Source organism: Segatella copri, assembly GCF_015074785.1.
Classification (GTDB): domain Bacteria; phylum Bacteroidota; class Bacteroidia; order Bacteroidales; family Bacteroidaceae; genus Prevotella.
This window is the reverse complement of record NZ_CP042464.1, coordinates 3,472,713-3,494,578: the sequence shown is the minus strand read 5'-3', so window position 1 is coordinate 3,494,578 and position 21,866 is coordinate 3,472,713. Positions and strand designations below refer to the sequence as shown.

The 21,866-nt window shown below is 45.4% G+C and carries 10 protein-coding genes; 2 read left to right on the top strand and 8 right to left on the bottom strand.

The genetic code is table 11. The features are described 5' to 3' along the window. Positions 1–8: 8 nt before the first annotated feature. The 8 genes from FO447_RS14415 to FO447_RS14380 all read right to left on the bottom strand — a co-directional run bounded on the left by FO447_RS14415 (position 9) and on the right by FO447_RS14380 (position 15,327). Complete coding sequence (locus FO447_RS14415; RefSeq protein WP_117695549.1) at positions 9–311, bottom strand: helix-turn-helix domain-containing protein; 303 nt, start codon at positions 309–311, stop codon at positions 9–11. Between the two features lie 277 nt (positions 312–588). Continuing rightward, positions 589–2,793: an endo-1,4-beta-xylanase gene (locus tag FO447_RS14410; protein WP_200756937.1), complete on the bottom strand. Its 2,205-nt coding sequence runs from the start codon at positions 2,791–2,793 to the stop codon at positions 589–591. Positions 2,794–2,841: 48 nt separating this feature from the next. Beyond that, positions 2,842–3,915: a DUF5627 domain-containing protein gene (locus FO447_RS14405; RefSeq protein ID WP_117727227.1), complete on the bottom strand. Its 1,074-nt coding sequence runs from the start codon at positions 3,913–3,915 to the stop codon at positions 2,842–2,844. Positions 3,916–3,936: 21 nt separating this feature from the next. After that, positions 3,937–5,751 carry a RagB/SusD family nutrient uptake outer membrane protein gene (locus FO447_RS14400; RefSeq protein WP_200756936.1) on the bottom strand — a complete coding sequence of 605 codons (1,815 nt, stop codon included), beginning with the start codon at positions 5,749–5,751 and terminating at the stop codon, positions 3,937–3,939. A 22-nt stretch (positions 5,752–5,773) separates the two neighbouring features. Continuing rightward, on the bottom strand, positions 5,774–8,641 hold the full coding sequence (locus FO447_RS14395; protein ID WP_117727189.1) for a SusC/RagA family TonB-linked outer membrane protein: 2,868 nt from the start codon (positions 8,639–8,641) through the stop codon (positions 5,774–5,776). A gap of 39 nt (positions 8,642–8,680) precedes the next feature. Next, positions 8,681–10,645 (bottom strand): RagB/SusD family nutrient uptake outer membrane protein, encoded by a 1,965-nt coding sequence (locus tag FO447_RS14390; RefSeq protein ID WP_418330548.1) that lies wholly within the window; start codon positions 10,643–10,645, stop codon positions 8,681–8,683. Between the two features lie 19 nt (positions 10,646–10,664). After that, positions 10,665–13,811 (bottom strand): SusC/RagA family TonB-linked outer membrane protein, encoded by a 3,147-nt coding sequence (locus FO447_RS14385; RefSeq protein ID WP_200756934.1) that lies wholly within the window; start codon positions 13,809–13,811, stop codon positions 10,665–10,667. 121 nt (positions 13,812–13,932) lie between these two features. Continuing rightward, positions 13,933–15,327: a cellulase family glycosylhydrolase gene (locus FO447_RS14380; protein ID WP_200756932.1), complete on the bottom strand. Its 1,395-nt coding sequence runs from the start codon at positions 15,325–15,327 to the stop codon at positions 13,933–13,935. A 477-nt stretch (positions 15,328–15,804) separates the two neighbouring features. Here FO447_RS14380 and FO447_RS14375 point away from each other — a divergent pair, with 477 nt between their 5' ends. Both FO447_RS14375 and FO447_RS14370 read left to right on the top strand, forming a co-directional pair. Next, the gene (locus FO447_RS14375; RefSeq protein WP_234699013.1) at positions 15,805–19,911 is read left to right on the top strand and encodes a hybrid sensor histidine kinase/response regulator transcription factor; all 4,107 of its coding nucleotides are present in this window, start codon (positions 15,805–15,807) and stop codon (positions 19,909–19,911) included. 207 nt (positions 19,912–20,118) lie between these two features. Further along, positions 20,119–21,789, top strand: coding sequence for a glycoside hydrolase family 43 protein (locus FO447_RS14370; protein ID WP_200756930.1), 1,671 nt, complete (start codon positions 20,119–20,121; stop codon positions 21,787–21,789). Positions 21,790–21,866 lie beyond the last annotated feature (77 nt).

Sequence of the window (21,866 nt, the reverse complement as noted above, 5' to 3'; positions counted from 1 at the left end):
CGCTATTATCAGTGTCTAATTCTTTGTACCTTTTTATCTCCCTTGGTCATCAAGTAAGGGGATGGTGGCAATTCGGGCATTAAGTTATCAAGCGCATTGATCTGTCCCACCACCTTGAGCAAGAGAATCAATGTAGAAAGCGAAATGTTTCTAGCACATCCATTCTCAAACTTGTGGATAGTAGTCATACCAATGCCTGTCAGTTCAGCCACTTCCTTCTGTGTCAAATTGCATCGCATTCTGTATTCCCTAAAGCGATTTCCCAGCAATCTCACCAGTTCCGGAGTAGAATATTCATACAAATCTTTCATATACTTAACTATCATTTAAGTAAACATTAAGCCATAAAATAGCCATTATATATCATTATAGTGATATTTAAGCGCAAAGATACAAAAAAGAAGTGATACAACCTCAAAAATCACAATTATTTTTTATTTACTGACTCACATTTAACATATTGCAAGACAAATGTTACAAAGCAAAAAGGTCGGTCGTGTCTTCTCGACACAACCGACCTATCACGACTAACATCATTTCGGTTAATCCTTTATATGATAAAACCTAAACTAATGTTCATTTCTAACATTATTCTGCATTCTCCTTCCAGTACTCAGGAGCACCTAAGCCGGCTGCGAAGCCTGCGTAAGTGTGCTTGCGGAGATAATTGCTATCCCAAAGACCTGTAGGGCAACCTGCACGCCAACCTGAATCCTTAGGAGAATCAGTAGCACACCACTGAGTGATACCATACTGCTGAGCCTGTGGAATCAGCTCGAAGTACTTCTGGATGATGAATGTATAGAAGCTACGCATCTGCTTGTGCTGCTCCTCAGTCATCTTGTCGAAGGTAACAGAAGTACCTGCCTCATCCTCATAAGCCATATCAAGCTCAGAAATCTTGACGAGCTTACCAGTCTTAGCCATCAACTTAAACATCTCTTCGATGTCGCTCTGAAGCTTAGCCTGCTTAGTTGCATCACCATAGCATGTTACGTGCATCTGTGTACCAATACCATCGATAACAACAGGTTCCTCTGCATTAGGATCTTCCCACAGACCAATCCAGTGGATCAAGCTCTTCAGCTTAGCGTGCTTATCCCAGTAACCTTCCAAGTTGTAGTCATTGATAAAGAGCTTCAACTTAGATGGATCACCATTGTGCTCAGCAAAGCTCTTACGTGCATCTCTAACGGCAGTACGAACATAGTCGATATCACCGAGATAATCCTGCCAGTAGAAGCTATTGGCTACATCAGAAGCAGGAGCATTAGTTGCATGCTGCAACTCATTGAATCCATCAGCACCTTTCTTACCAGAGATTGCCTCGTTCACAACATCCCAAGATGTAACATAACCATCTGTAGTCTCCATCATACCATCAATCCACTTGCCCATTGCATCAGTAAGAAGAGTCTTCTTCTCTTCATCCGTAAGAGGAATGGAATTAGCAGACTTCGTGTAGTAAACTTCAAAATCATCAATAAAGAGGGTACCAGCATATTTACCGATATTCAGCAGCAGGCGCAAGGCATTGTCACCATTACATTTGGTAGTCACATCAACTTCCTTCCAATCAGTTGTAACCTTGATGGTAGGGAAGTCGCCACAGCCTTTATAGCCATCAGGATTCTGGAATGCAGCACCAAATTCACCAGCTACAGAACCCTTGATTTTCATCTTCAAGTGATAGGTTGTACCATTCTCGAAAGCGAAACCTGGTTCATAGTTAACCTGTGCATCCCAGGGGTTTGCCTTGGCTGCGTTGTTACCAACCTCACAAACACCATTTACAATCTTTGGCGTATTATCCATATTCCATCCACCAAGGTTCTTACCATCATCAAAGGTAAGATGACCAACACTTACAGGGATTTCAACCACTTGACTTTCGGCCACTTCTTGAATTTCTGTAGTTACCTTATGCCAGGAATAAGGTTTATTACAAGGAACTTCGTCCCCTTTTATGTCACCATTTACGATCAAATTATTGGTAGAACCTTCTTCACAAAGACTCAAAGACTTGATGTCCAGTTTACCGCCCAGTTTACCTGCAGCAAAAACAAAGTTCTCATAATTGGCTTTCGGAGTAAATTCAACGGTATATTCATTCCATTGAGTACCTACTGAAATCGAGCCTAAATCTGCATCACCTGGGGCTGCCCATAGAATTAAGTCAAAAGGAGCAGTAGCTTTTGCATTCATTTTAAAGACATACTTTTTCCCTTTAGATAACTGAGCAGGGAAATATAATTGAGCATCCCAATGACCACCAGCCTCTTTATTCTCAATGACCAAGCAACGTGTGACATTAGAAGAAGGAGGTAACTCCTTATCTGCAATAAGTTTACTAAGATACTTCTTGTTCTGCTGAGAATGCCAAGCAAGCGTATGACCATAGATGGTCAAACCTGCATCCTGTGCATTTGTAACGAAATCCTTAACAGTATTAAAGTCAAAGGTTCCATCATTTTTTACACAAGAAGCATACTTCATGGCGTTGCCTGCTGTCATCTCCTCGAAGTTGCTACCAGCCAAGCAATATACAAGCTCCTGTTTGTTGAAGTCGGGCGCAGCCAGTGCAATACCCAACTTAAAGTCGGGATTGCACTTGCCAGAAGCCTTCATGTCTTCGACATATTTCTTCAAAGGCTCATAGTTGTTAAGATACTGATATTCCTTCAAGTTCTTGGTCATATCAGTTCTGTACTCCGAGAACTTGTCATCAGCACATGATGACAAAGCCAAGAGAGCTACCAAGCCTAAACCAAAATTAATATTTTTCAATTTCATAATAATCTACCTATTATTAGATGATACTTAATTGATAATTACCGCAGCTTACTTTACGATATACTGAGTATCGAAAGTAGGAATACCATTGGTGTTACCACGAGTTTGAGCTACAAACTGGTCGGTTGTCTCTACCTTGACAGCACCGAAGTCTACGGTATACTGGAGAGTCAGGATGTCACGATCCTTGTTGCCCCAAGCCAGCTTAGCGCCCTTCTCCACAAACTTACCTGTACCTGTAGCAGTTACGCCCTCTGTCTCGGAAGAAACAGTGCAAGTACCATCGTTAGCAAAGGTAAGCTTCAAGTTGCAAGTATAAGACTTGAGGATATCCTTACCCTCAGCATCCTTGCCCACAACTCTCTTGACTGTGAGAGGATAGATAGCCTCTGTAAGGCTCTTGGTAGTAATCTGGCAAACCTCGTCCTTCTCAATAGTTGCACCCTCACGCTTCTCCTCTGTGGTCTGACCATTCTCAGTAATCTTATCTGTACCACGGCGCAGATAGAATCCAGCCCAAGGGTTCATATACTTCACACAGTAGAGTACATAGTTCTTAGGCAATGTCTTCCACGCATCGCTATTGGTCAGCGCAGGAGTTTCCCCCTCCTGGAAAGGAGTACCCGTCAAGATCTTGCCAGCACCCTTCTGATCTTTGATGATCAGAGGGATGACATAAGTATTCTTTACAGAGGCAGGATCAGCGAAGAAAGCATCGTTGAGCTTCACCTGTAATCTTCCCTGCAAGTTGCCACCATAAGAGATGGTGTTACCTGCCAAGGTGTAATACTCTGCAGGCATAGGCTTTACAGGAGATACGCCATCAGAGAAATAGAGGTTGTCACAAAGCGAATTATCTACAGCCACATTCAGTGTGATGTCCTTACCATTGTAAGCACCACCCATGGTAGACACGATGTTGATAATATGCTCGTTGTCCTTGGTATTGTCACGAGTCTCGTCATTGCCCAACACCAATATACGCTCCACGTTTTGGTGGGCGAAGTAGACTGATGTGCCACCCTCGTAGTCGTCAAACTCAGGCGTGCCGTTCTCACAAGAGCCGAAAGTCAGAGCCAAAGCTCCGAGTGCAGCCATTGAGAAATATTTATTCATCTTCATAGTTTTCATCATTATAAAATGTTAGTCGTTTGTAATTTTCCATCCTGCATTCTGCTTCAGCTGATCCCACTTGAGGATTTCAGTCTGTGGCACAGGACCGTAATACATATAGTCGTCGTATTTTCTTTCCTCTACTGTGATATCCTTGAACTGTGGAATACCAGCCTCTGTAGAAATCTCCACGCCATGAACAGCCTCATTGATAGGAGCCTTCCAGCGGCGGAGGTCATTGAAGCGCTTGTTCTCGAAGCAGAGCTCAATACGACGCTCATTGCGAATCAACTCACGCATTTTACCTTGGTCACCAGCGCACTCATCCAAGTATGGATCCTCGCCAAACTCGCCAACTCCGGCACGCTCACGGATTGCCTTGATTACATCGTAAGCTGAGTAGTTGTGAGATCCCTTACCCTTAGGTCCCCAAGCCTCATTGGCAGCCTCAGCATAATCCAAGAAGATCTCGGTATAGCGGATATACACAGGATAGTGATACTGTGCGTTCTTGGCATTTGGATTAGGATTACAATCCTCACGAAGAAGCTTCTTCATATAGTAACCAGTACGTGTAGAGTTACCAATCTTATTCAGTCCATTGTCATTGTTGGCAGTGGTGATGTCGGTATTGATGGTTGCACCCTTATACTTGCAGCCATTATAGATAATGTAGAGATCCAAGCGTGGATCACGATTACTATAAGGATCCAAGTCATCATACTCACTGCGCTCATCTGTGATAGGATAACCATTGGCAGCAGGGAAAGCATCCACCAAGTTCTGGGTAGGATTGATACGTCCCTTACCATAGAGAGATGGAGGGAAGTTATCAGCCTCCTGGTTCAAACCGAGGTCCCAATCATCTGCACCATTAGTCTTATTACCACGCCAGATGATTTCCTTAGGACATTCACCAGACTGCAGCTGGCCGATTTCCGCAGTCTGAGCATACCAAGAATTACCTGTTTCAGACAAGCCGCTTACGCCACCTATCAAGTCGAGCAAGCTGGCTGCATCATCAGCAGCACGCTTATAATCCACGTTTGTACCTTTAGAGAAAGCAGGGCTGGCAGCAAGGAGAGAAACCTGTGCACGGATAGCCTTGGCGATACGACCGCTCACACGACCACGCATCAGAGAACCCAATACACGGTTATAGTCCTGATAGTTGTCCACACCCATAGCAGTGTATTTTTCTGGCACAGGATCTGACTTAGTCAAATCATTGTAGTCCAAAGGCAGCAACTGCTCAGCCTGGTCCAAGTCGCTATAGATTTGATCCAAGCAAGCTTGGAATGTGGCACGTGGCTGATTGAAATCAGAAGAAGTATCCTCTGGCTTTGTCAAGTTTGGCACACCCAGGAGCTGACCATCCTCAGTCCAACCACCATGGTTCATCAAGAGATAATACATATTGAGAGCTCTCAAGGCATAAGCCTCACCCTTACGGCTCTCACAGAACATCTGCTGCGCACCCTTGTCCTTAGCCCAGTCTACCTTGTCCACTTCCTGAAGGAAGATGTTCAAGTACTGGATGCTAGCACGACAGCTAGTCCACTTGCTCATAGGGTCATTATTGGCAGCCCAAGAACCAGTAGCCATTTTCAGGTAGCTGTTAGACAAATCATTGCTTACAGCATCATCGGTTGCCACATCAGTTACACTTTTGGTATTATAAGGAAGCACGGCATAAGCATAGCCGAGAAGTCCCTGAGCATAAGTAGGCTCTTCGTAAATCTCGTCCAAGCTACGGTTGTTTTCCTGTGCAGGCTCAAAGAGATCTGAGCAAGACACCAACGAGAGTGACAATGCAGCTAATATAAATAACTTATTAATTTTCATTTCTGTATACATTTAATAATGATTAGAATGTAGCCTTCACACCTATATTATAATAGCGTGTCTGAGGAGCACTACCTATGTTCATCTCCAATACCTCACGGTTCTTAGAGATAGTGAGCAAGTTGGCACCGCTTACATAAGCAGACAAGCCCTTAAGCCAAGTCTTCTGGAAGAGCGTGCTAGGCAGGTCGTATGTAATCTGTACCTTAGCCAAGCGGAAAGCGTCTGTGCTGTACATCCAGAAGTCTGATGTCTGATAGTTGTTGCTACCTGAGAGTGTGGTAAGACGTGGATAAGTAGCAGTCTCCTTGGTTGCCTTAGTCCAGCGATTGCGAACCACAGCTGAGTACTTGCCGTCACCCTTTACCCACCAGTAAGAATTGTTCTTCAAGCCATAAGCACCGAAGTTGCCAGTACCGAGGGCGAAGAATGTGAAGTTCTTCCACTTAGCAGTGAGGTTTACACCCAATGTGAATGGAGAGCCATACCAACCACCCTTGCCCAGGAACACCTGGTCGTAAGAGTCGATCTTGCCATCACCGTTTACATCCACATACTTCATATCGCCAGGCTTCACGTCACTACCCAAGCGGCTCTGGTCTGGAGAGTTCTTGATTTCTTCCTCACTCTGGAAGAAGCCAGCAAACTTATAACCCCAGATACCATCGAGAGCCTTGCCCTCACGGTTCTGATAGCTCCATGCGTTCATCTCATCACGCTTGGTAGCCTTGGTGTTATAATAAGTACCTGTTACGCCGAGCTGCAAGTCTACATCACCCACCTTCTTATTGAAGTTAGCTGCGAAGTCGAAACCGATGCGGCGATTATTGTTAAAGTTGAGCACAGGCATGAATGAAGCATCAGGATAGCCTGGCTTAAAGTGAGAAGGATAGAACGTTGGAGTAGAAATCAGATAACCCTCCATCGAGTTAACGAAGAAGCTAGCATCCAATGTTACCATCTGCTGCCACAAGGAAGTCTTGAAGTTGACAGAAAGTTCCTTACGCTTGATGAAGTCGAGATCCTTGTTGGCAGAACGCTTAGAGAATGTGTACTTGCCAGCAGAACCATCATACCATCCATAACCATCAGCTGTCTGCCAGTTGGTGTCATAGAGATAGTATCTGTTGTCATTTACTGCCAAGTCAATATCCTCGTTGATGATGCTACCAGATACACTGATCATCATATCGTCTACCACCTTGCTGTTCTTCAAGAAGTTCTCGTTCTTGAGTCTCCAACCCAATGAAAGTGAAGGAGAGAAGCCTACACGATGACCTGGAGCCAACTGTGCAGAGTGGATAGCTGCCAAGCCGAAGTCTGCATAATAAGTCTTGGCGTAATCATAAGATGCATCCAAGGCAAGATTAGCACTTGAGTTCTTATGATACTGTCCAGACTTCGACTGCTGGAAGCCAGAGGCAATCAACATCGCAGAGAGGTTATGTACCTTATTAAATGTATTGGCGTAATTGAACTGAGCAGAGAAGAGCATGGTCTGATTGTCCACACTATTAGCGATGTTCTGTACACCAGACTTCTTATCCTCACCTTCCTTCTTCAAAGCTACGATCATATCCTTGCCGTCGATGTTTGACCATGTTGGGATATAGATGGCATAGCTATTATTGAAAGATGTGGTGTAAGAGGTAGCATAGTCTACTGCGAAACGAGTCTCGAAAGACAAGCCCTGCAACAACTTGTGCAGATTGATGTTAACACCTGTATCAAACTGGAACTGGCGGCTAGTATACTTGCTCTTACCAGCAGCATAGTAATCTGCGAAGATGTTAGAAGAGTTAGCCTGTGTACCAGCCAAGAAGTACTTGCCATCCACCAGCTTAGCCACACTCATCAAGTCCCAAGCAGCTTTGGCATTAGGAGCTATCATGTCTGTAGAGATCAATGGGTTAGCATTCTGTGGGAAGTTAGGACGCCAAGTAGCAGCTGCATTCCAATAATCACCAATAGCAGAATGTGAATCATAGAATGTGGCATTGGAGTTGACCCAAGCCTTGATGTCATCTGTGATGTTGACATCTACATTACCACGTACACTGAAACGCTGAGTGTTATTGTTCTTAGCCTCACCAAACTTCAGGAAGTCGCCCTGGCGATAATAGTTGATGTTGCTATAGAAGTGAGCACGCTTACCACCACCACTAATCTCAGCAGTAGCCTCGTAGCGACTATTCATCTTGCGAAGATAGTCAGAAGAGTACATATCAAGATTAGGATAACGATATGGGTTGGTGCCCAAGCCATGATTGTAGATATCCTCAGCAGAGTAGAGAGGAGTCAAGCCGTCATTGGCACGAGCCTCGTTGTAGAGAGTCATATACTCAGCAGAGCCCAGATACTCAGGGAATGACTTAGCCACATTGAGACCAGCGTTAGCCTGCACCTCAACCTTCAAGCCATCGTTCTTGCCACGCTTGGTGGTGATGAGCACAGCACCCTTAGCTGCCTTGCTACCATAGAGCACTACAGCTTGCGCACCCTTGAGGAATGTAATCTGGTCAATCTCGCTAGGCATCACGTTGGTTGCCTCACGAGGCACACCATCTACCAATACCAAGTATCCTGCATTGTCAGCATCCATGCCCCAGAGAGAGTTGCCATTCCAACCACCCACGTAGCCCTGCATGTTGTCAAGGCTATAAGTGTGGTAGTTTTTCTTCATCAATCCCTCTACATCGACTACCGAAACGCCGCCCAAGATGTCACCCTTGGCTACCTTGCGATAAGCCACATTGACCATCTCCTTGTCGGCAGCAACGGTATCGGTTTCGTTCTCAGCAGCAGTTTTGGCATCGGCAGCCATAGGAGCCAATGACACAAGACCTGCCAACAGGAACTTTGAATTATATGATTTGAATTTTGAATTCATACTATCATTCTTATTTTAGTATTACTATATAATGTTATTTTACCAACCAGGATTCTGACTAAGCTCTTGATAGAGATAAACATCCTTGATAGGCAATGGGAACCAATAGTGCTTGGCTGTGAAGTGACGAGTCAAGATCGCTTCCTGGCGGAAGTTAGCCACCTGAGCATCAGCTGGGTCTTTCTCCTTGTAGAAATCGGCACCCTCAACACGGTCAAACTCATCAGAGTACTTTACATTGTAAGGAGCCTCGGTCAGGAGCAACCAGCGCTGCAAGTCGTTGAAACGGAAGCCCTCGAAAGCAAGTTCCACCTCACGCTCACGGCGAACCTCGTCCATGAACTTATGTGCATCAGCTACATACTCTGGAGCCACATGACCAGCGCCACAACGATCACGAAGGGTATTGATGGCATCCTCAGCAGTCTTGCTAAAGTTAGTAGCCTTGCCAGAAGCACCACCAAACGCAGCACAAGCCTCAGCATACATCAGATAGATGTCAGCCAGACGCATATATGGCAAGTAACAGTGGAATGCTGAACCCCAATCGTAGTCGCGATCCACCTCATTACATGTATGAGGAACCAACTTCTGGATGAAGTAACCTGTACGGCTGCCATTAGCCACTGGACGCATATTGCCACCTGTATACAACTGGCAGTACTGCAAGTTAGCCCACTGACCAGGAGTACCATTCAGATACTTGAAGCCATCAAACACGATGTCGTGATAGAAGCGTGGGTCACGGTTCTTATATGGATGAGTAGGATCGAAACCACCTGCTATGTTAGGAACCAACTTGCCATTCTCTACGATGTAAGCGGGCTCACCATTAGCCATACCGTAAGCAGCTATCAAGTTAGCTGTAGGCTGGTGAATCACATTGTCATGTCCAACCACTTTCTGTACCTTAGGGCCAAACACCTTAGAGGTATTCCAGTTAGAGCCGTTGAAGTCTGAAGATGGACCACGGAAGATAGCCTCAATAGATCCAGGCATTTTCCAGTTCTGCTTCTTGGTATAGAAGATATCAGAGAAGCAAGAGTTAGCATCGGCAGAACGCTCATGATTGTAGATGTCCTTATATTTGAACTCAGCCAACCCATATTGTGTCTGGCCACCCTCAACCAATGTGAGCAACTCACCGAAGACCTCAGCTGCCTTCTTGGCAAACTCCTCATCATAGTCGTATGTCTTGCCATTCTTGCTAGCTCCTACCTGTGCGCCATCCTTCATCAATGGGCTGGCAGCCCAGAGATAAGTCTTGCCCAGATAACCGAGTGCCATGATCTTGTTGATACGAAGGTCGTTCTTGCCCTGTGTGGCAGCACCATCATACTCATTGTCCCAGTTGATAGGCAACAGATCGGCAGCCTTGCGATAATCAGCAGCAGCCTTCTCTGCACACTTCTGATAAGAGAGACGAGGCAAATTGAGCTCTGAATTGAGATCCAAATAGGTATCAATGTATGGCAAACCACCAAAGTACTGCATCAACTCAGTGTGCCACCATGCACGGAAGAAGTAAAGCTGACCAGCAATGAGGTCTTTCTCTGCCTTGCTAGCTACCAACTTATCGAGATTAGCCAAGCCCTGGTTAGCCTTACGAATGCAATACCAAGCATGTGGCCAAAGTGAGTGGTTGAACTTATCTGTAGATGTAGGGTTGCTGCCATCCTTGTAAAGCCAGTTACCAGTGGTCTGCCAAGCACGGAAGTTGCCCAAGTCTACCTGGTGTGTCATACGGCCATCAGCCTCTGGGTTGAAGATTTCATCATCACCCCAGTTCCAAGAAGGACACCAGTTACATTTTTCCTTATCAGGGATACAGTTGTAAATCTCCTCTACGTAACCCTGAAAGTTACGGAAGTTTACAAATGCGTCATTTTCTGAGACTGTAGAATCGGCCTCCTTGTCAAGATAGTCCTGGCAAGAGTTGAGCGAGGTACCGAGAGCCAGCGAGACGCATCCCATCAACAAAAAATTCTTTATCTTATTTTTCATTTGAATGTTCATTTTAATATTACAATGAGAATTTAACACCTAAGTTGAAGCGGCGTACTGTAGGATATGCTCCAAGGAAACCGCCACCACCGAGGTTAGCCTCACGGTCATCAGGCATACGAGTCCAAAGCCAGAGGTTGTTACCATTCAAGTATACCTTGAGGTAGTTCATACCGAGAGCCTTGATCCATCCCTTGGTCCAAGTATAAGCAATCTCTACGTTCTTCAGACGGATGTACGAACCATCATAGAGGAACTGAGTACCATTGCTGTAATCAGACTGGGTAGCACCCCAACGAGGAATGATAGATTCTGGAGAAGACTCATTCTTGTCCCACCAAGTACCAGTGTCATAAACATTGTCCAACTTATTGCCAAAGCTTGTCAAGGTTACGTCACGAGTTACATTGGTTACACCATAGAACTGAGCGAAAGCAGAGAAGCCCTTATACTCGATACCGATAGTGGCATTGTATGTATTCTGAGGGCTTGAGCTATAACCTACTGGAGCTGAGTCCTTGCTATCTACCACACCATCACCATTGAAGTCTACGATGTAGTAATCGCCTACCAAGCGGTGGTTGTCATTAGACTCATGAGCTGGAGAACCAATCAAGTCATCGATGTCGTTGATAAAGCCACGATCAATGTATGAGCGATACTGACCCATAGAGTAGCCAGCCTCCTTCTGATAGTTAGGAGTGAGCTGAGCGTCATCCTTCAAGAGCACCTTGTTCTTGGCATGGGTCATATTGAAGTTACCCCAGAGGCGGATGCCATTGGCAAATTTCTTGTTGAGCTTCAACTCCAACTCGTAACCACTGGTACGAACCTTACCCTTATTGATAGTAGGAGCTGTAGTACCAAAGTAAGATGGGATGGAGCGGTTATCACCAAAGATCAAAATGTCGTTACGACGGTCGCAGAAGAAATCGAGCGAACCGGTAATCAAACCACCCAAGAAACCATAATCAATACCGAAGTTGGTCTTCTTCACAGTCTCCCACTTCACATCTTTATTACCCAATGTATTCTGGCGATACCATGTGTAGATACTGTTGGTATGGTCAAGATCCATCACTGTGTTGCCTCCGTATGCCCACTGGTTCATGTAGAGCCAACGACGAGAAGAGTCGAATGGATCGCCCAGGTTATCATCACCAATCTCACCGTAAGATGCACGGAACTTCAACATATCAATGATGTGCTTGTCACGAAGATACTTCATGAAGTTTTCCTCAGTGATGGTCCAACCGATGGCTCCAGAATTGAAGAAGGCGAAGCGATTGTCCTTGCTAAACTTTTCTGATCCGTTGTAAGCACCGTTATACTCGATGTTGTAACGACCAGCATAGCTATAAGTAGCACGGAATGCCCAGTCCTCACGGTAAGTAGGCATCACACTACCACGTGCATTCTCCTGACGAGAGAACAAGCCCATGGCTGTAACATCATGCTGTCCGAACTTGCGAGCCCAGTTGAGCTGCAACTGATAGTAAAGATTGCGAACAGTCTGGTTGTTATCAACCGAACCACCTGAAGTACTCCAGTTAACGCCCTGTTTCCAGTCGAACTTATTGTTTGACTCATATATCTGGCCATATGTTATATTGCCAGTCTCCGGATCAACATACTTGGTCTGAGCTGTATTGTTCAAGTCATTGATACCACGGCTCGTCTCAACAAACACGTTGTCCCAAGAAACGGTACCACGCAAGTTCAAACCCTTGGTGATGAAGTCGAGTTTCTGCTCCAAGGTAAAGTCGGTATTGATACGAGTAGTAGTAGCCTGCGCTGTACCACCGATGGCGAGGTTCTGAGCAGAGTTACTTACGTTAGACGCATTTGGATAATAACCCCAAGAGCCATCGCTATACTGAGGCAAGAATACATCTGGAGCGATGTTATAAGCACCAGCCCACTGCTGTCCTATCTGCCACTCGCTATTGCTCATGTTGCTCCAAGGAGCCTTGCGCACACCATTAGAACCAGATACATTTACCTTTAATGTAGTAGTTCTAGTGATAGAGAAGTCCAAGTTACTGCGCACATTGATACGATTGTATCCATAGCCAGAGTTATAGTTACGTCCGTTATCATACTCACGGAAGAGGTCACCCTCGTGTACAAAGTCGGCAGAAGCAAAATACTTCACGAAGCTTGTACCACCGCTCACATTGACATTGGCATTATATGACATGGCGCTCTTCTTGAAGAGGGCATCCTGCCAATCCACGTTAGCATAACGCTCGCGTTGCTCTTGTGTGGTCTGGTTGCGATAATTCTCAATAAATGATTGAGGACGGATGTAAGACCAAGATTCAGGAGAAACACCCAACTCATGCTCCACTGCCCTGTTGCGGAACATCAAGGCATCGTATGAATCATACTTGTTAGGCAACTTAGAAGGAGCCTTCAATGTAGCGTTGAAGCCTACATCAATCTTAGCCTTGCCTTCCTTACCACGCTTGGTAGTAATCAAGATGACACCATTGGCACCCTTCACACCATAAACGGCAGTGGCAGATGCATCCTTCAATACAGAGATGCTCTCTACAGAACCAATGTCTACACTACTCATAGGACGCTCGATACCATCGACCAGGACGAGAGGGTCACTGTTGTTCCAAGAACTAGCACCACGAATAATGATCTGTGGCTCCTCCTCACCAGGCATACCATTGCCCTGAACAGTTACCACACCAGGAAGGTTACCAGTTAAGGCAGCACCAATGTCGCTGACACCGGCAGCACGTTCCAGCACCTCACCTGTGGTCTGTGCAATAGAACCTACGACAGATGCCTTCTTCTGCTGACCATAACCTACGACTACGACTTCGCCGATAGCGTTGTCATCTTCCAATGAGAGTTTGAACTCTCTCTTCTTACCGATTTTCACTTCCTTGGTCTTCATACCTACGTAGGTAAATACGAGAGAAGAGTTTTCAGAAGGCACATCGATGCTGAAGTTTCCGTCAAAGTCGGTGACCGTACCGACGCTGGCATTACCTTTTACTTTTACAGTGGCACCTATCAGAGGTTCACCTGTACCGTCAACAAGATTACCCTTGACATGGATTTTCTGGGCTTGAACATTCAAGCTGCAGAAAGCTCCCACCAAGCATAAGGCTGCTGTCCGTTTCATTGTTAACACTTGTTCAATCATGTTCTATTCATTTTTGATTTATGCTTTAAAAATTTAGGCGTGCACAAAAACTGTTTATTCACGGCGGCAAAGGTATGGATTTCTTTCGAAACTCACTTTGCGTGGTGTAACAGAAAGTTTATCATTTTAGAAAAACCTTGCGAGAACGTATTTTTCCATTACTTAACAGTTGTTTTATTATATAAACACCAGCAGTTGGCTTTTCTACCTCTTTTCCTTCTATATTATAATATAAGGTGGAAACCACGTCTGCCTGGGTTTCTGTTTGTTTAATTCCTGTTGTATTTTGTTTCAAATACCATTCTTTATACCAGTTCATACAGGCATAACCGCAACATTCTTCAAACAATCCGTGCTTCTTGGCATTCTGGAAACCTGGAATCACCTTGCCCGTTTTAAGATATTCATCAATATCGTAATATTCCTGTGGATGGGTAATCGTCATTCCGATATTGCCAAAGTGGTCGTGAACTGCCTTCCATGCCAATCCCCATTTCGAAGTTGATGCTGTTGCCCAGCTTCCCAGGTTAGGTTGCGTCCACTCTCCCCACTCATTGTAGTGACCTTCGTTCTTCTTGTCCGGATCTTCCGGACTCCAGTCTATCTCCGTTACCATGATAGGTTTCGTCTCTACCATCGGCACCTGACTCTTGAAGTTGCGGATGAAAGCATCGTGATTGCAATTCTTATCGGTCATATTTCCATACCATCCGGAATAAACATGCACGGCATAAGAGAAATTGTTCTCCTTATCGGTAATAGGATATTTGGAATAGCCCACATAGTTGCTCTGATAGCCAGAACCTGGCACCCAGATAATACCCTTGAAGCCAGTGGCACGAATCTCATCCACCACAGGCTGGAAGAAATCATGGAGAGCCTTGTCTGATTGAGAGCCATTTGCCAGCAACACATTAATAGGCTCATTGGCTAGCTCGATGCTCACCTGTCCGGCATTCTTCTGGATGGTGGCATTGGAAGCGAAGAGATTCCACACCTTCTTCAGATAAGCCTGATACTCATCTCCCACCTTGATATTCTGTGGACAAACGCCAGGAGGGCGAACGATTACATATAGTCCATGAGCCAAGGCTTTCTCCACAAGCTTGACATAAAGTTTGCTCAAGAATGTCTCGTATCGAGTCTCACTAAAATACTGGATATTGTTTTCACCCGTTCCTGCTGGCGCATTATAGTTGGTCCAGCATGGGTCCATGTGCAGACGGAAGACGGTGCAATAAGCTCCCTGCTCCTTGTCAGTGATGGCGGTAAACATCTTCTCGAAATAATTGAGACAAGGTTTAATGTCGCTGTAAGTATATCCACCCGTGCCCCAACGATTGCCGTTGAAGTATCTGTTAGGCGTGTCCATCACACCATGAAGAACCACAGTTTTACCATTGGCATCTACTAGATTCTTACCCTGCACACGAAGTGCCGGCAGATTATCGGCAGCCTGTCCCGCCATTGACAGCATAGCCATAGCGAGTGATATTAACAATTTCTTTCTGTTCATTGTTATAATTATTTTTAGATTTATCATTATTTGTCAGTCACTTTATTTTTTCATGAAGGATTGCCAGGTTCCAGTTTACAGAAAAGGATGCTGGTCTTTTAAAATAGAATGGCGCGTAATCACTACGCACCATTCCCGAAAACCAATTAATCATGATTCTATATAAAAACCATAATATCAAAATCTTTTAGAAATTCTAAACCTATCTACAAACCTATTATGTATAAACCTAACTAACCTAAATGTTCTGAAATATACTTCTTTAAAAACCGATGCAAAGATACTCCTAATCTTTTATATATACTTTATGATAAGTAACCAATAGTTTTTCCCTTGTACCACATGTAACATTATCTTTACCCTACGTAACATTTTAACATCTTTTTAGCATAAACTTATAAAAAACATACTTTACCATGCTTTATTCTCCCATTTATTTCGTATTTTTGCAAACGAATATAAAAAAGCCAAAAGACAATGAAACCAAGAATCATGATGATTTCCATGAAATCAAACCTCAGAACAATGAGATACATCGGTCTTTTACTGATGTTTATCTTCTGTCTCACTGCGCAGAACATGATGGCGCAGCGAGGAAAACTTTTCAATTCAGACAACCAGCTTTCGAGCAACCTTGCCACTCAGGTGTTCCAGGATTCAAATGGTTTCATTTGGATTGCCACCCGTAACGGCTTGAATATCTATGATGGCTATAACTTTACGACCATCAGAAAAACCAAGGAAGACGACAGAGGACTGAGCAGCAATTACATCAACTGTATTACCCAAGATATCCAGGGGCATATTCTGTTGGGTACAAACAACTCTCTCCTTTTATATAATGGAAAGAGTTTTGCCAATATTCCGCTGCTCGACTCCAAGAACCAGCCTTTCAGCACCTATGTAACCCAGGTTTATCGTCTGAAAAACAACGATATTGCCGTAGTTACATCGGGATATGGAATTATGCTCAAGAAAGAAAATGCAGAAGTATGCTATGCTATGAAGGGCGAAGTGGAGAACCTGAAATTCATACATAAGATTCTGGAAGATAAACAGGATAGACTTTGGATTATCCTGGAGAACGGCAAACTATACCGTGCCGACAAGAAAGGGAAACTGACCAAACAGATTCCTGGAGCAGAAACGCTGGAAGCAAAAGATATCAGGCAAGACAACAAGGGCAACATTTATCTTGCTACCAAGAATGATGGTATTTACCTTCTCAAGGCAGGTTCAACCATCTTCACCAAGATAGCCGGCATAGGCAATCTTCCTATTGACAACATCTATATCAGCCGCGACCAGCGCTTGTTTATCGGTTGCGATGGTATGGGTATCTTCGTGTATAATCCTGTAACAGGATTCTTGCAAAATAATCCTCTGTTCAGCCGTGAAGTAAATCTTGCCAAGTGCAAGATTACCAGCATTATAGAAGATTTTACGGGAAACATCTGGGTGAGTATGCTCCAGAAGGGCGTATTCATGCAGTCGCAGGCTCAATGCGATTTCAACTATATGGGCTACCGTTTGGGCAACCGCAATGTGATAGGCGAAAACAGCATCACAAGTCTGTGTGCCAACCAGGGCAATCAAGTCTGGGTGGGCACCGACAAGGATGGTCTTTACCTCTTTGACATAAAAACCGGTAGCATCAACAGCCATTTATTAAGCAACACCACGGTACTGGCACTCTGCAAAGACAAGAAAGGCAGAACATGGGTAGGAACCTATACTGACGGCATCGGATTTATAGATGCGGGGGGGTCTTTCCATCCATTCAGCCTAGGCATTGGAAACCAGGCGGGCATCTTTGATATCCAGGAAGACCCACAGGGAAATGTCTGGTTTGCCACCATGGGCGAAGGACTTTTCCGCCTTTCTCCAGATGGAAGCATCAAGCAATGGAAAGCACTATATGGTGCCGACAACAACCTGAAAAAGAACAGTATTCCTAACGATTACCTCGTGAAACTCAGCATCTCCAAAGATGGTAAGCGGATTTTCGTTGCCACTTCTGTAGGCCTGGCTTGCTATGACCAGCAGAAGAATAGCTGGACTTCCACTTTCGGTGGCGTCAACTGTCTGAACAAGGGCTGTTTCTCACATTGCGTTTATTCTGACAGCAAGAATCGCGTATGGTTTGGCACTGAAGACGGCGCAATCTGCTATGATCCGAAGAAGGGATATGCTCATCCGAAGATTTATAACACAGAACTTGGACTTTCAGACAACAGCGTAGCCAGCATTATAGAAGATTACAAGGGCAGAATCTGGATAGGAACTAGCTGTGGTTTAAACCAGGTAAATACAGAAAAAGGTACCATCAACAAGTACTTCTCGGACAATGGCTTACAGAGTAATGAGTTCAGCGATGCAGCAGCCTGCACACTCTGGGGAGGAAAGATGCTGGTAATGGGTGGAACAGGCGGTATCAACTGGTTTGATACAGACAAGGTGAAACAACATCCTTGGCAGGCAAAAGTTACCATATCAGGACTTCTTGTGGACAACAAACCTGTATACCGGGATATGGAATCGGGCATCTACACCATTACAGATAAAGGGGTATATAACAGCGACAAGTTCTCCTTATCTCATGAAGACAACACCTTCACCATCCAACTGTCTACTCTTACATATAATAATGTAGAGCAGATCAGTTACGCCTACAGCATCAATGGTGAGGATTGGCGAACCATACAGTCTGGCATGAACGAGCTGTCATTCTCACACATGCCAGCAGGCACCTATAAGTTCCGTGTCAAGGCCATCTGCAACGGATACGAAACCCCTGTCAAGGAGTTCTCCATCATCGTTCACCCAGCCTGGTATGCCAGCATCTGGGCAAGACTCTGCTATCTGCTAGCCTTCCTGGGGCTCTGTCTGCTCTATATCAAGCACCGCAAACGCAAGATAGAAGACCAGCTCATATTGCAGCAGCATATCCATGCGGAAGAGATGGGCGAAGCAAAACTGAAGTTCTTCATGAACATCAGCCACGAAATCCGTACCCCATTGACTCTTATCCTCACTCCGCTGTTCACGCTGATTAAGGAAGACAAAGACGCTCACCGACAGGGCATCTACGATATGATGCGCAAGAACTCGGAACGAATCCTGCACCTGATTAACCAGATGATGGACCTGAGAAAGATTGACAAGGGACAGATGGTGATGCACATGAGCAAAACCGATATGGTTGCATTCATTGGCGATGAATACAAACTCTTCTGCCAGCAAGCGGTGGCCAAGAGCATCCAATTCACCTTTGAGCACGAAGATGAAACACTCCCGGTATGGATAGACCGCGACAACTTTGACAAGGTATTGATGAATGTCCTGTCAAACGCCTTCAAGTTTACACCGACAGGCGGCAGAATCCGTATCACCCTCTCCCACTCGCCTCATCATGTCCGCATAGCCATCAAGGATAGCGGCAAGGGCATTCAAGAGGAAAAACTCGAAACAATCTTCCAGCGCTTCTATCAGAGTACCACCACTTCTAATGACCGGAATGTAGGTACGGGAATCGGTCTCGACCTGACCCGCTCGCTCGTGGAACTGCACTACGGAACCATTACAGCTGCCAACAACAAGACACTTGATGAAGCCGACTGGAAGGAAGGAAGCCAGTTCCTCATCACGCTGCCTCTGGGCAACGAGCATCTGAAACCGGAAGAAATGATAGATGCACCGGAGCCACAGACTGCTGAAGACATCAAGGAACTGGAAGAAAACATGGAGGAAGGAAACGAAGAGAATGCTGCCGATACAGCCAATGACGCCGAAGAAGATTTCAAGAGCAAGGCAAAGAGCACCATCGCTGTGGTAGAAGACGATGAGGCTATACGTAATTTTCTGAAGACCCAACTACAGGAAACCTACAATATCCTTACCTTCTGCAACGGAAAGGAGGCGCTGCCGGAGATTATCAAGCAGAAGCCAAACCTCGTTATCTCAGACATCATGATGCCAGAAATGGACGGAAACACGCTCTGTACCAAGATCAAGAACAATGTGAACACCAACCACATTCCGGTGATTCTGCTCACAGCGATGAGCAGAGAGGAAGACCAGCTGACCGGTTTGCAGTCGGGTGCCGATGCCTATTTGGTGAAGCCGTTCAATATGGACATTCTGCGCCGCACCATCATCAACCTGCTCAACGTGCGCCGTACTTTGAAAAACAAGTTTATGGGCAACGAGAGCCAGAGCGACAGGCAACTCGCGATAGAAAAAGACCTGTCGCCAAAAGACCAGCTGATGGAACAGGTGATGAAGGTAATCAATGATAACATGGATAATGAGGACCTGAGTGTGGATATGATTGCCCGCGAAGTAGGACTGAGCCGTGTGCATCTGCACCGCCGAATGAAGGAACTGACCAACCAGACGCCACACGCCTTCATCCGCAATACCCGTCTGCAGTATGCCGAAAAGTTGCTGAGTCACTCTAATAAGACGATAACAGACATCATGTATGCCTGTGGTTTCTCCAACCCAGCCAGCTTCAGCACCATGTTCAAGAACTTTTATGGCTCTTCGCCTCGCGATTATATGCAGGCACACCGGAAAATCTAGCCTTTTCACTGCAGAAAAGGCCAGATGTTTCCAGAAATAAAGTATTTGTTACAAATCGAGATGTTTATGAAACACCTCGCAAAGTGTTGGTAACATTCTGTGGGGGTATATTTAAAAGGAAAGCGGTAACTTTGCAGCAGAATTCTGAATACATGTTTCAGCCATGAGTTCAGATACTCATTCTGTAATTTTAAACCCAATAATAAAATGAAGAAAATTGCAATCTTATCGCTTTCCCTGACGCTTGCAGCCGCTGCACAGGCGCAGACAGCAGAGTTTGACTATTTCAAGTATGCGGGAAATGACGCTCGCTTCAATGTTGAAATCGACAAGACTCACCAGTATTACAACCCGGTACTGGCTGGTTTCTATCCAGACCCATCACTCTGTCGCGCAGGTGACACCTACTATCTGGTAAACTCTTCGTTTACCTTCTTCCCAGGTGTACCTCTCTCAACCAGTAAAGACCTGGTTAACTGGCAGCCAGCCGGTCATGTGCTCACCCGCCAATCACAGGTTCCATTGAAGGGCCAGCACGTATCAGGCGGTATCTTCGCACCAGCCATCAGCTATAACAAGAAGAACAAGACTTTCTATATGATTACCACCAATGTGGGAGCCGGCAACTTCTTTGTAAAATCAAAAGATCCTTCCAAAGGCTGGAGCGAGCCTATCTATCTGAAGAAGATTGACGGCATCGACCCTAGCTTCTTCTTCGATGACAACGGCAAGGGCTACATCGTTCACAACGGTCCGGTAGTTGGCGGTGCCGATTACGAAGGTCAGCGCTCTATCCGCTGCTTCGAATTCGATGTGAAGGGCGACAGTATTAAGGGCGACTTCAAGGAGATTCTGCGTGGCGGAACCCATGTAGAGGCACGTCCTATCTGGATTGAGGGTCCTCACCTCTTCAAGAAGGGCAAGTTCTATTATCTGATGTGTGCAGAAGGTGGTACAGGCGGATGGCACAGCGAGGTTATCCTGCGTGCCAAGAATCCGATGGGACCATGGGAGGAATGCCCTAACAACCCTATCCTTACCCAGCGTACCGGTCTCGACCCTAACCGCAAGGACCCAGTATCCAGTGCAGGTCATGCCGACATCGTAGAAGATGGCAAGGGTAACTGGTGGGCTGTATTCCTGGCTTGCCGTCCTTATGAAGAGGATATGTACAACACAGGTCGCGATACTTATCTCCTGCCTGTAACCTGGAAGAATGGATGGCCAGAGATTCTTGCCAAGAATACTCCTATCTCTACCGTTGGAGAGAAGGCTGGTTTGAAGCCTGCCGCAAAGAATGAGTTCTCAGGCAACTTCTCTTATGTGGATAACTTCGAAGTTGATAACAATAAGGCGGGTCTGAAGGAGTTAAATCCACGCTGGATGTTCCTCCGCGACTTTACAGATTGCTACAAGGTAGAAAACGGCAAACTGAAGTTCAATCTCCTGCCAGGCAATATCTACAAGCGTGAACCGATGTCTGCCATCTGGGCACGTCAGCAGCACGGAACATTCACAGCAGAGACTGAAATCAACTTCACTCCTCGCAACGACAAGGACATCGCTGGTCTGGCACTTCTCCAGAAGGAAGACCACAACTTCGTATTGGGTAAGACCATGAAGAATGGCAAGCTGATGATTACCCTGACCCGTGCCGAGAAGAACAACGTAACTATCGCCTCTGCTCCTATCAAGGGCGGTAAGCTGAAGCTGAAGGTAGAAGGTCATGATAGATATTATGATTTCTATTATGCTGAAGAAGGCGGCAACTGGCAGCTTCTTGCCAAGGGTGTAGATGCATCTAACCTGAGCACCCAGAAGAGCGGTGGCTTCCTCGGTGCCTGCATCGGTCTCTATGCTTCTTCCAACAAGGAATAAGGATTTGAGAAAAGATTAACGTTTTAGGAATAGATAATAAAAGAAAAGGTTGATACCTCGCGTTTTGCCTGGTATCA

What these genes read in the sequence shown, in the direction of transcription:
- FO447_RS14385 (WP_200756934.1), bottom strand. Translation starts at nt 13,811, where the DNA reads ATGATTGAACAAGTGTTAACAATGAAACGGACAGCAGCCTTATGCTTG.
- FO447_RS14400 (WP_200756936.1), bottom strand. Translation starts at nt 5,751, where the DNA reads ATGAAAATTAATAAGTTATTTATATTAGCTGCATTGTCACTCTCGTTG.
- FO447_RS14380 (WP_200756932.1), bottom strand. Translation starts at nt 15,327, where the DNA reads ATGAACAGAAAGAAATTGTTAATATCACTCGCTATGGCTATGCTGTCA.
- FO447_RS14395 (WP_117727189.1), bottom strand. Translation starts at nt 8,641, where the DNA reads ATGAATTCAAAATTCAAATCATATAATTCAAAGTTCCTGTTGGCAGGT.
- FO447_RS14405 (WP_117727227.1), bottom strand. Translation starts at nt 3,915, where the DNA reads ATGAAGATGAATAAATATTTCTCAATGGCTGCACTCGGAGCTTTGGCT.
- FO447_RS14370 (WP_200756930.1), top strand. Translation starts at nt 20,119, where the DNA reads ATGAAGAAAATTGCAATCTTATCGCTTTCCCTGACGCTTGCAGCCGCT.
- FO447_RS14410 (WP_200756937.1), bottom strand. Translation starts at nt 2,793, where the DNA reads ATGAAATTGAAAAATATTAATTTTGGTTTAGGCTTGGTAGCTCTCTTG.
- FO447_RS14390 (WP_418330548.1), bottom strand. Translation starts at nt 10,645, where the DNA reads ATGAAAAATAAGATAAAGAATTTTTTGTTGATGGGATGCGTCTCGCTG.
- FO447_RS14415 (WP_117695549.1), bottom strand. Translation starts at nt 311, where the DNA reads ATGAAAGATTTGTATGAATATTCTACTCCGGAACTGGTGAGATTGCTG.
- FO447_RS14375 (WP_234699013.1), top strand. Translation starts at nt 15,805, where the DNA reads ATGAAACCAAGAATCATGATGATTTCCATGAAATCAAACCTCAGAACA.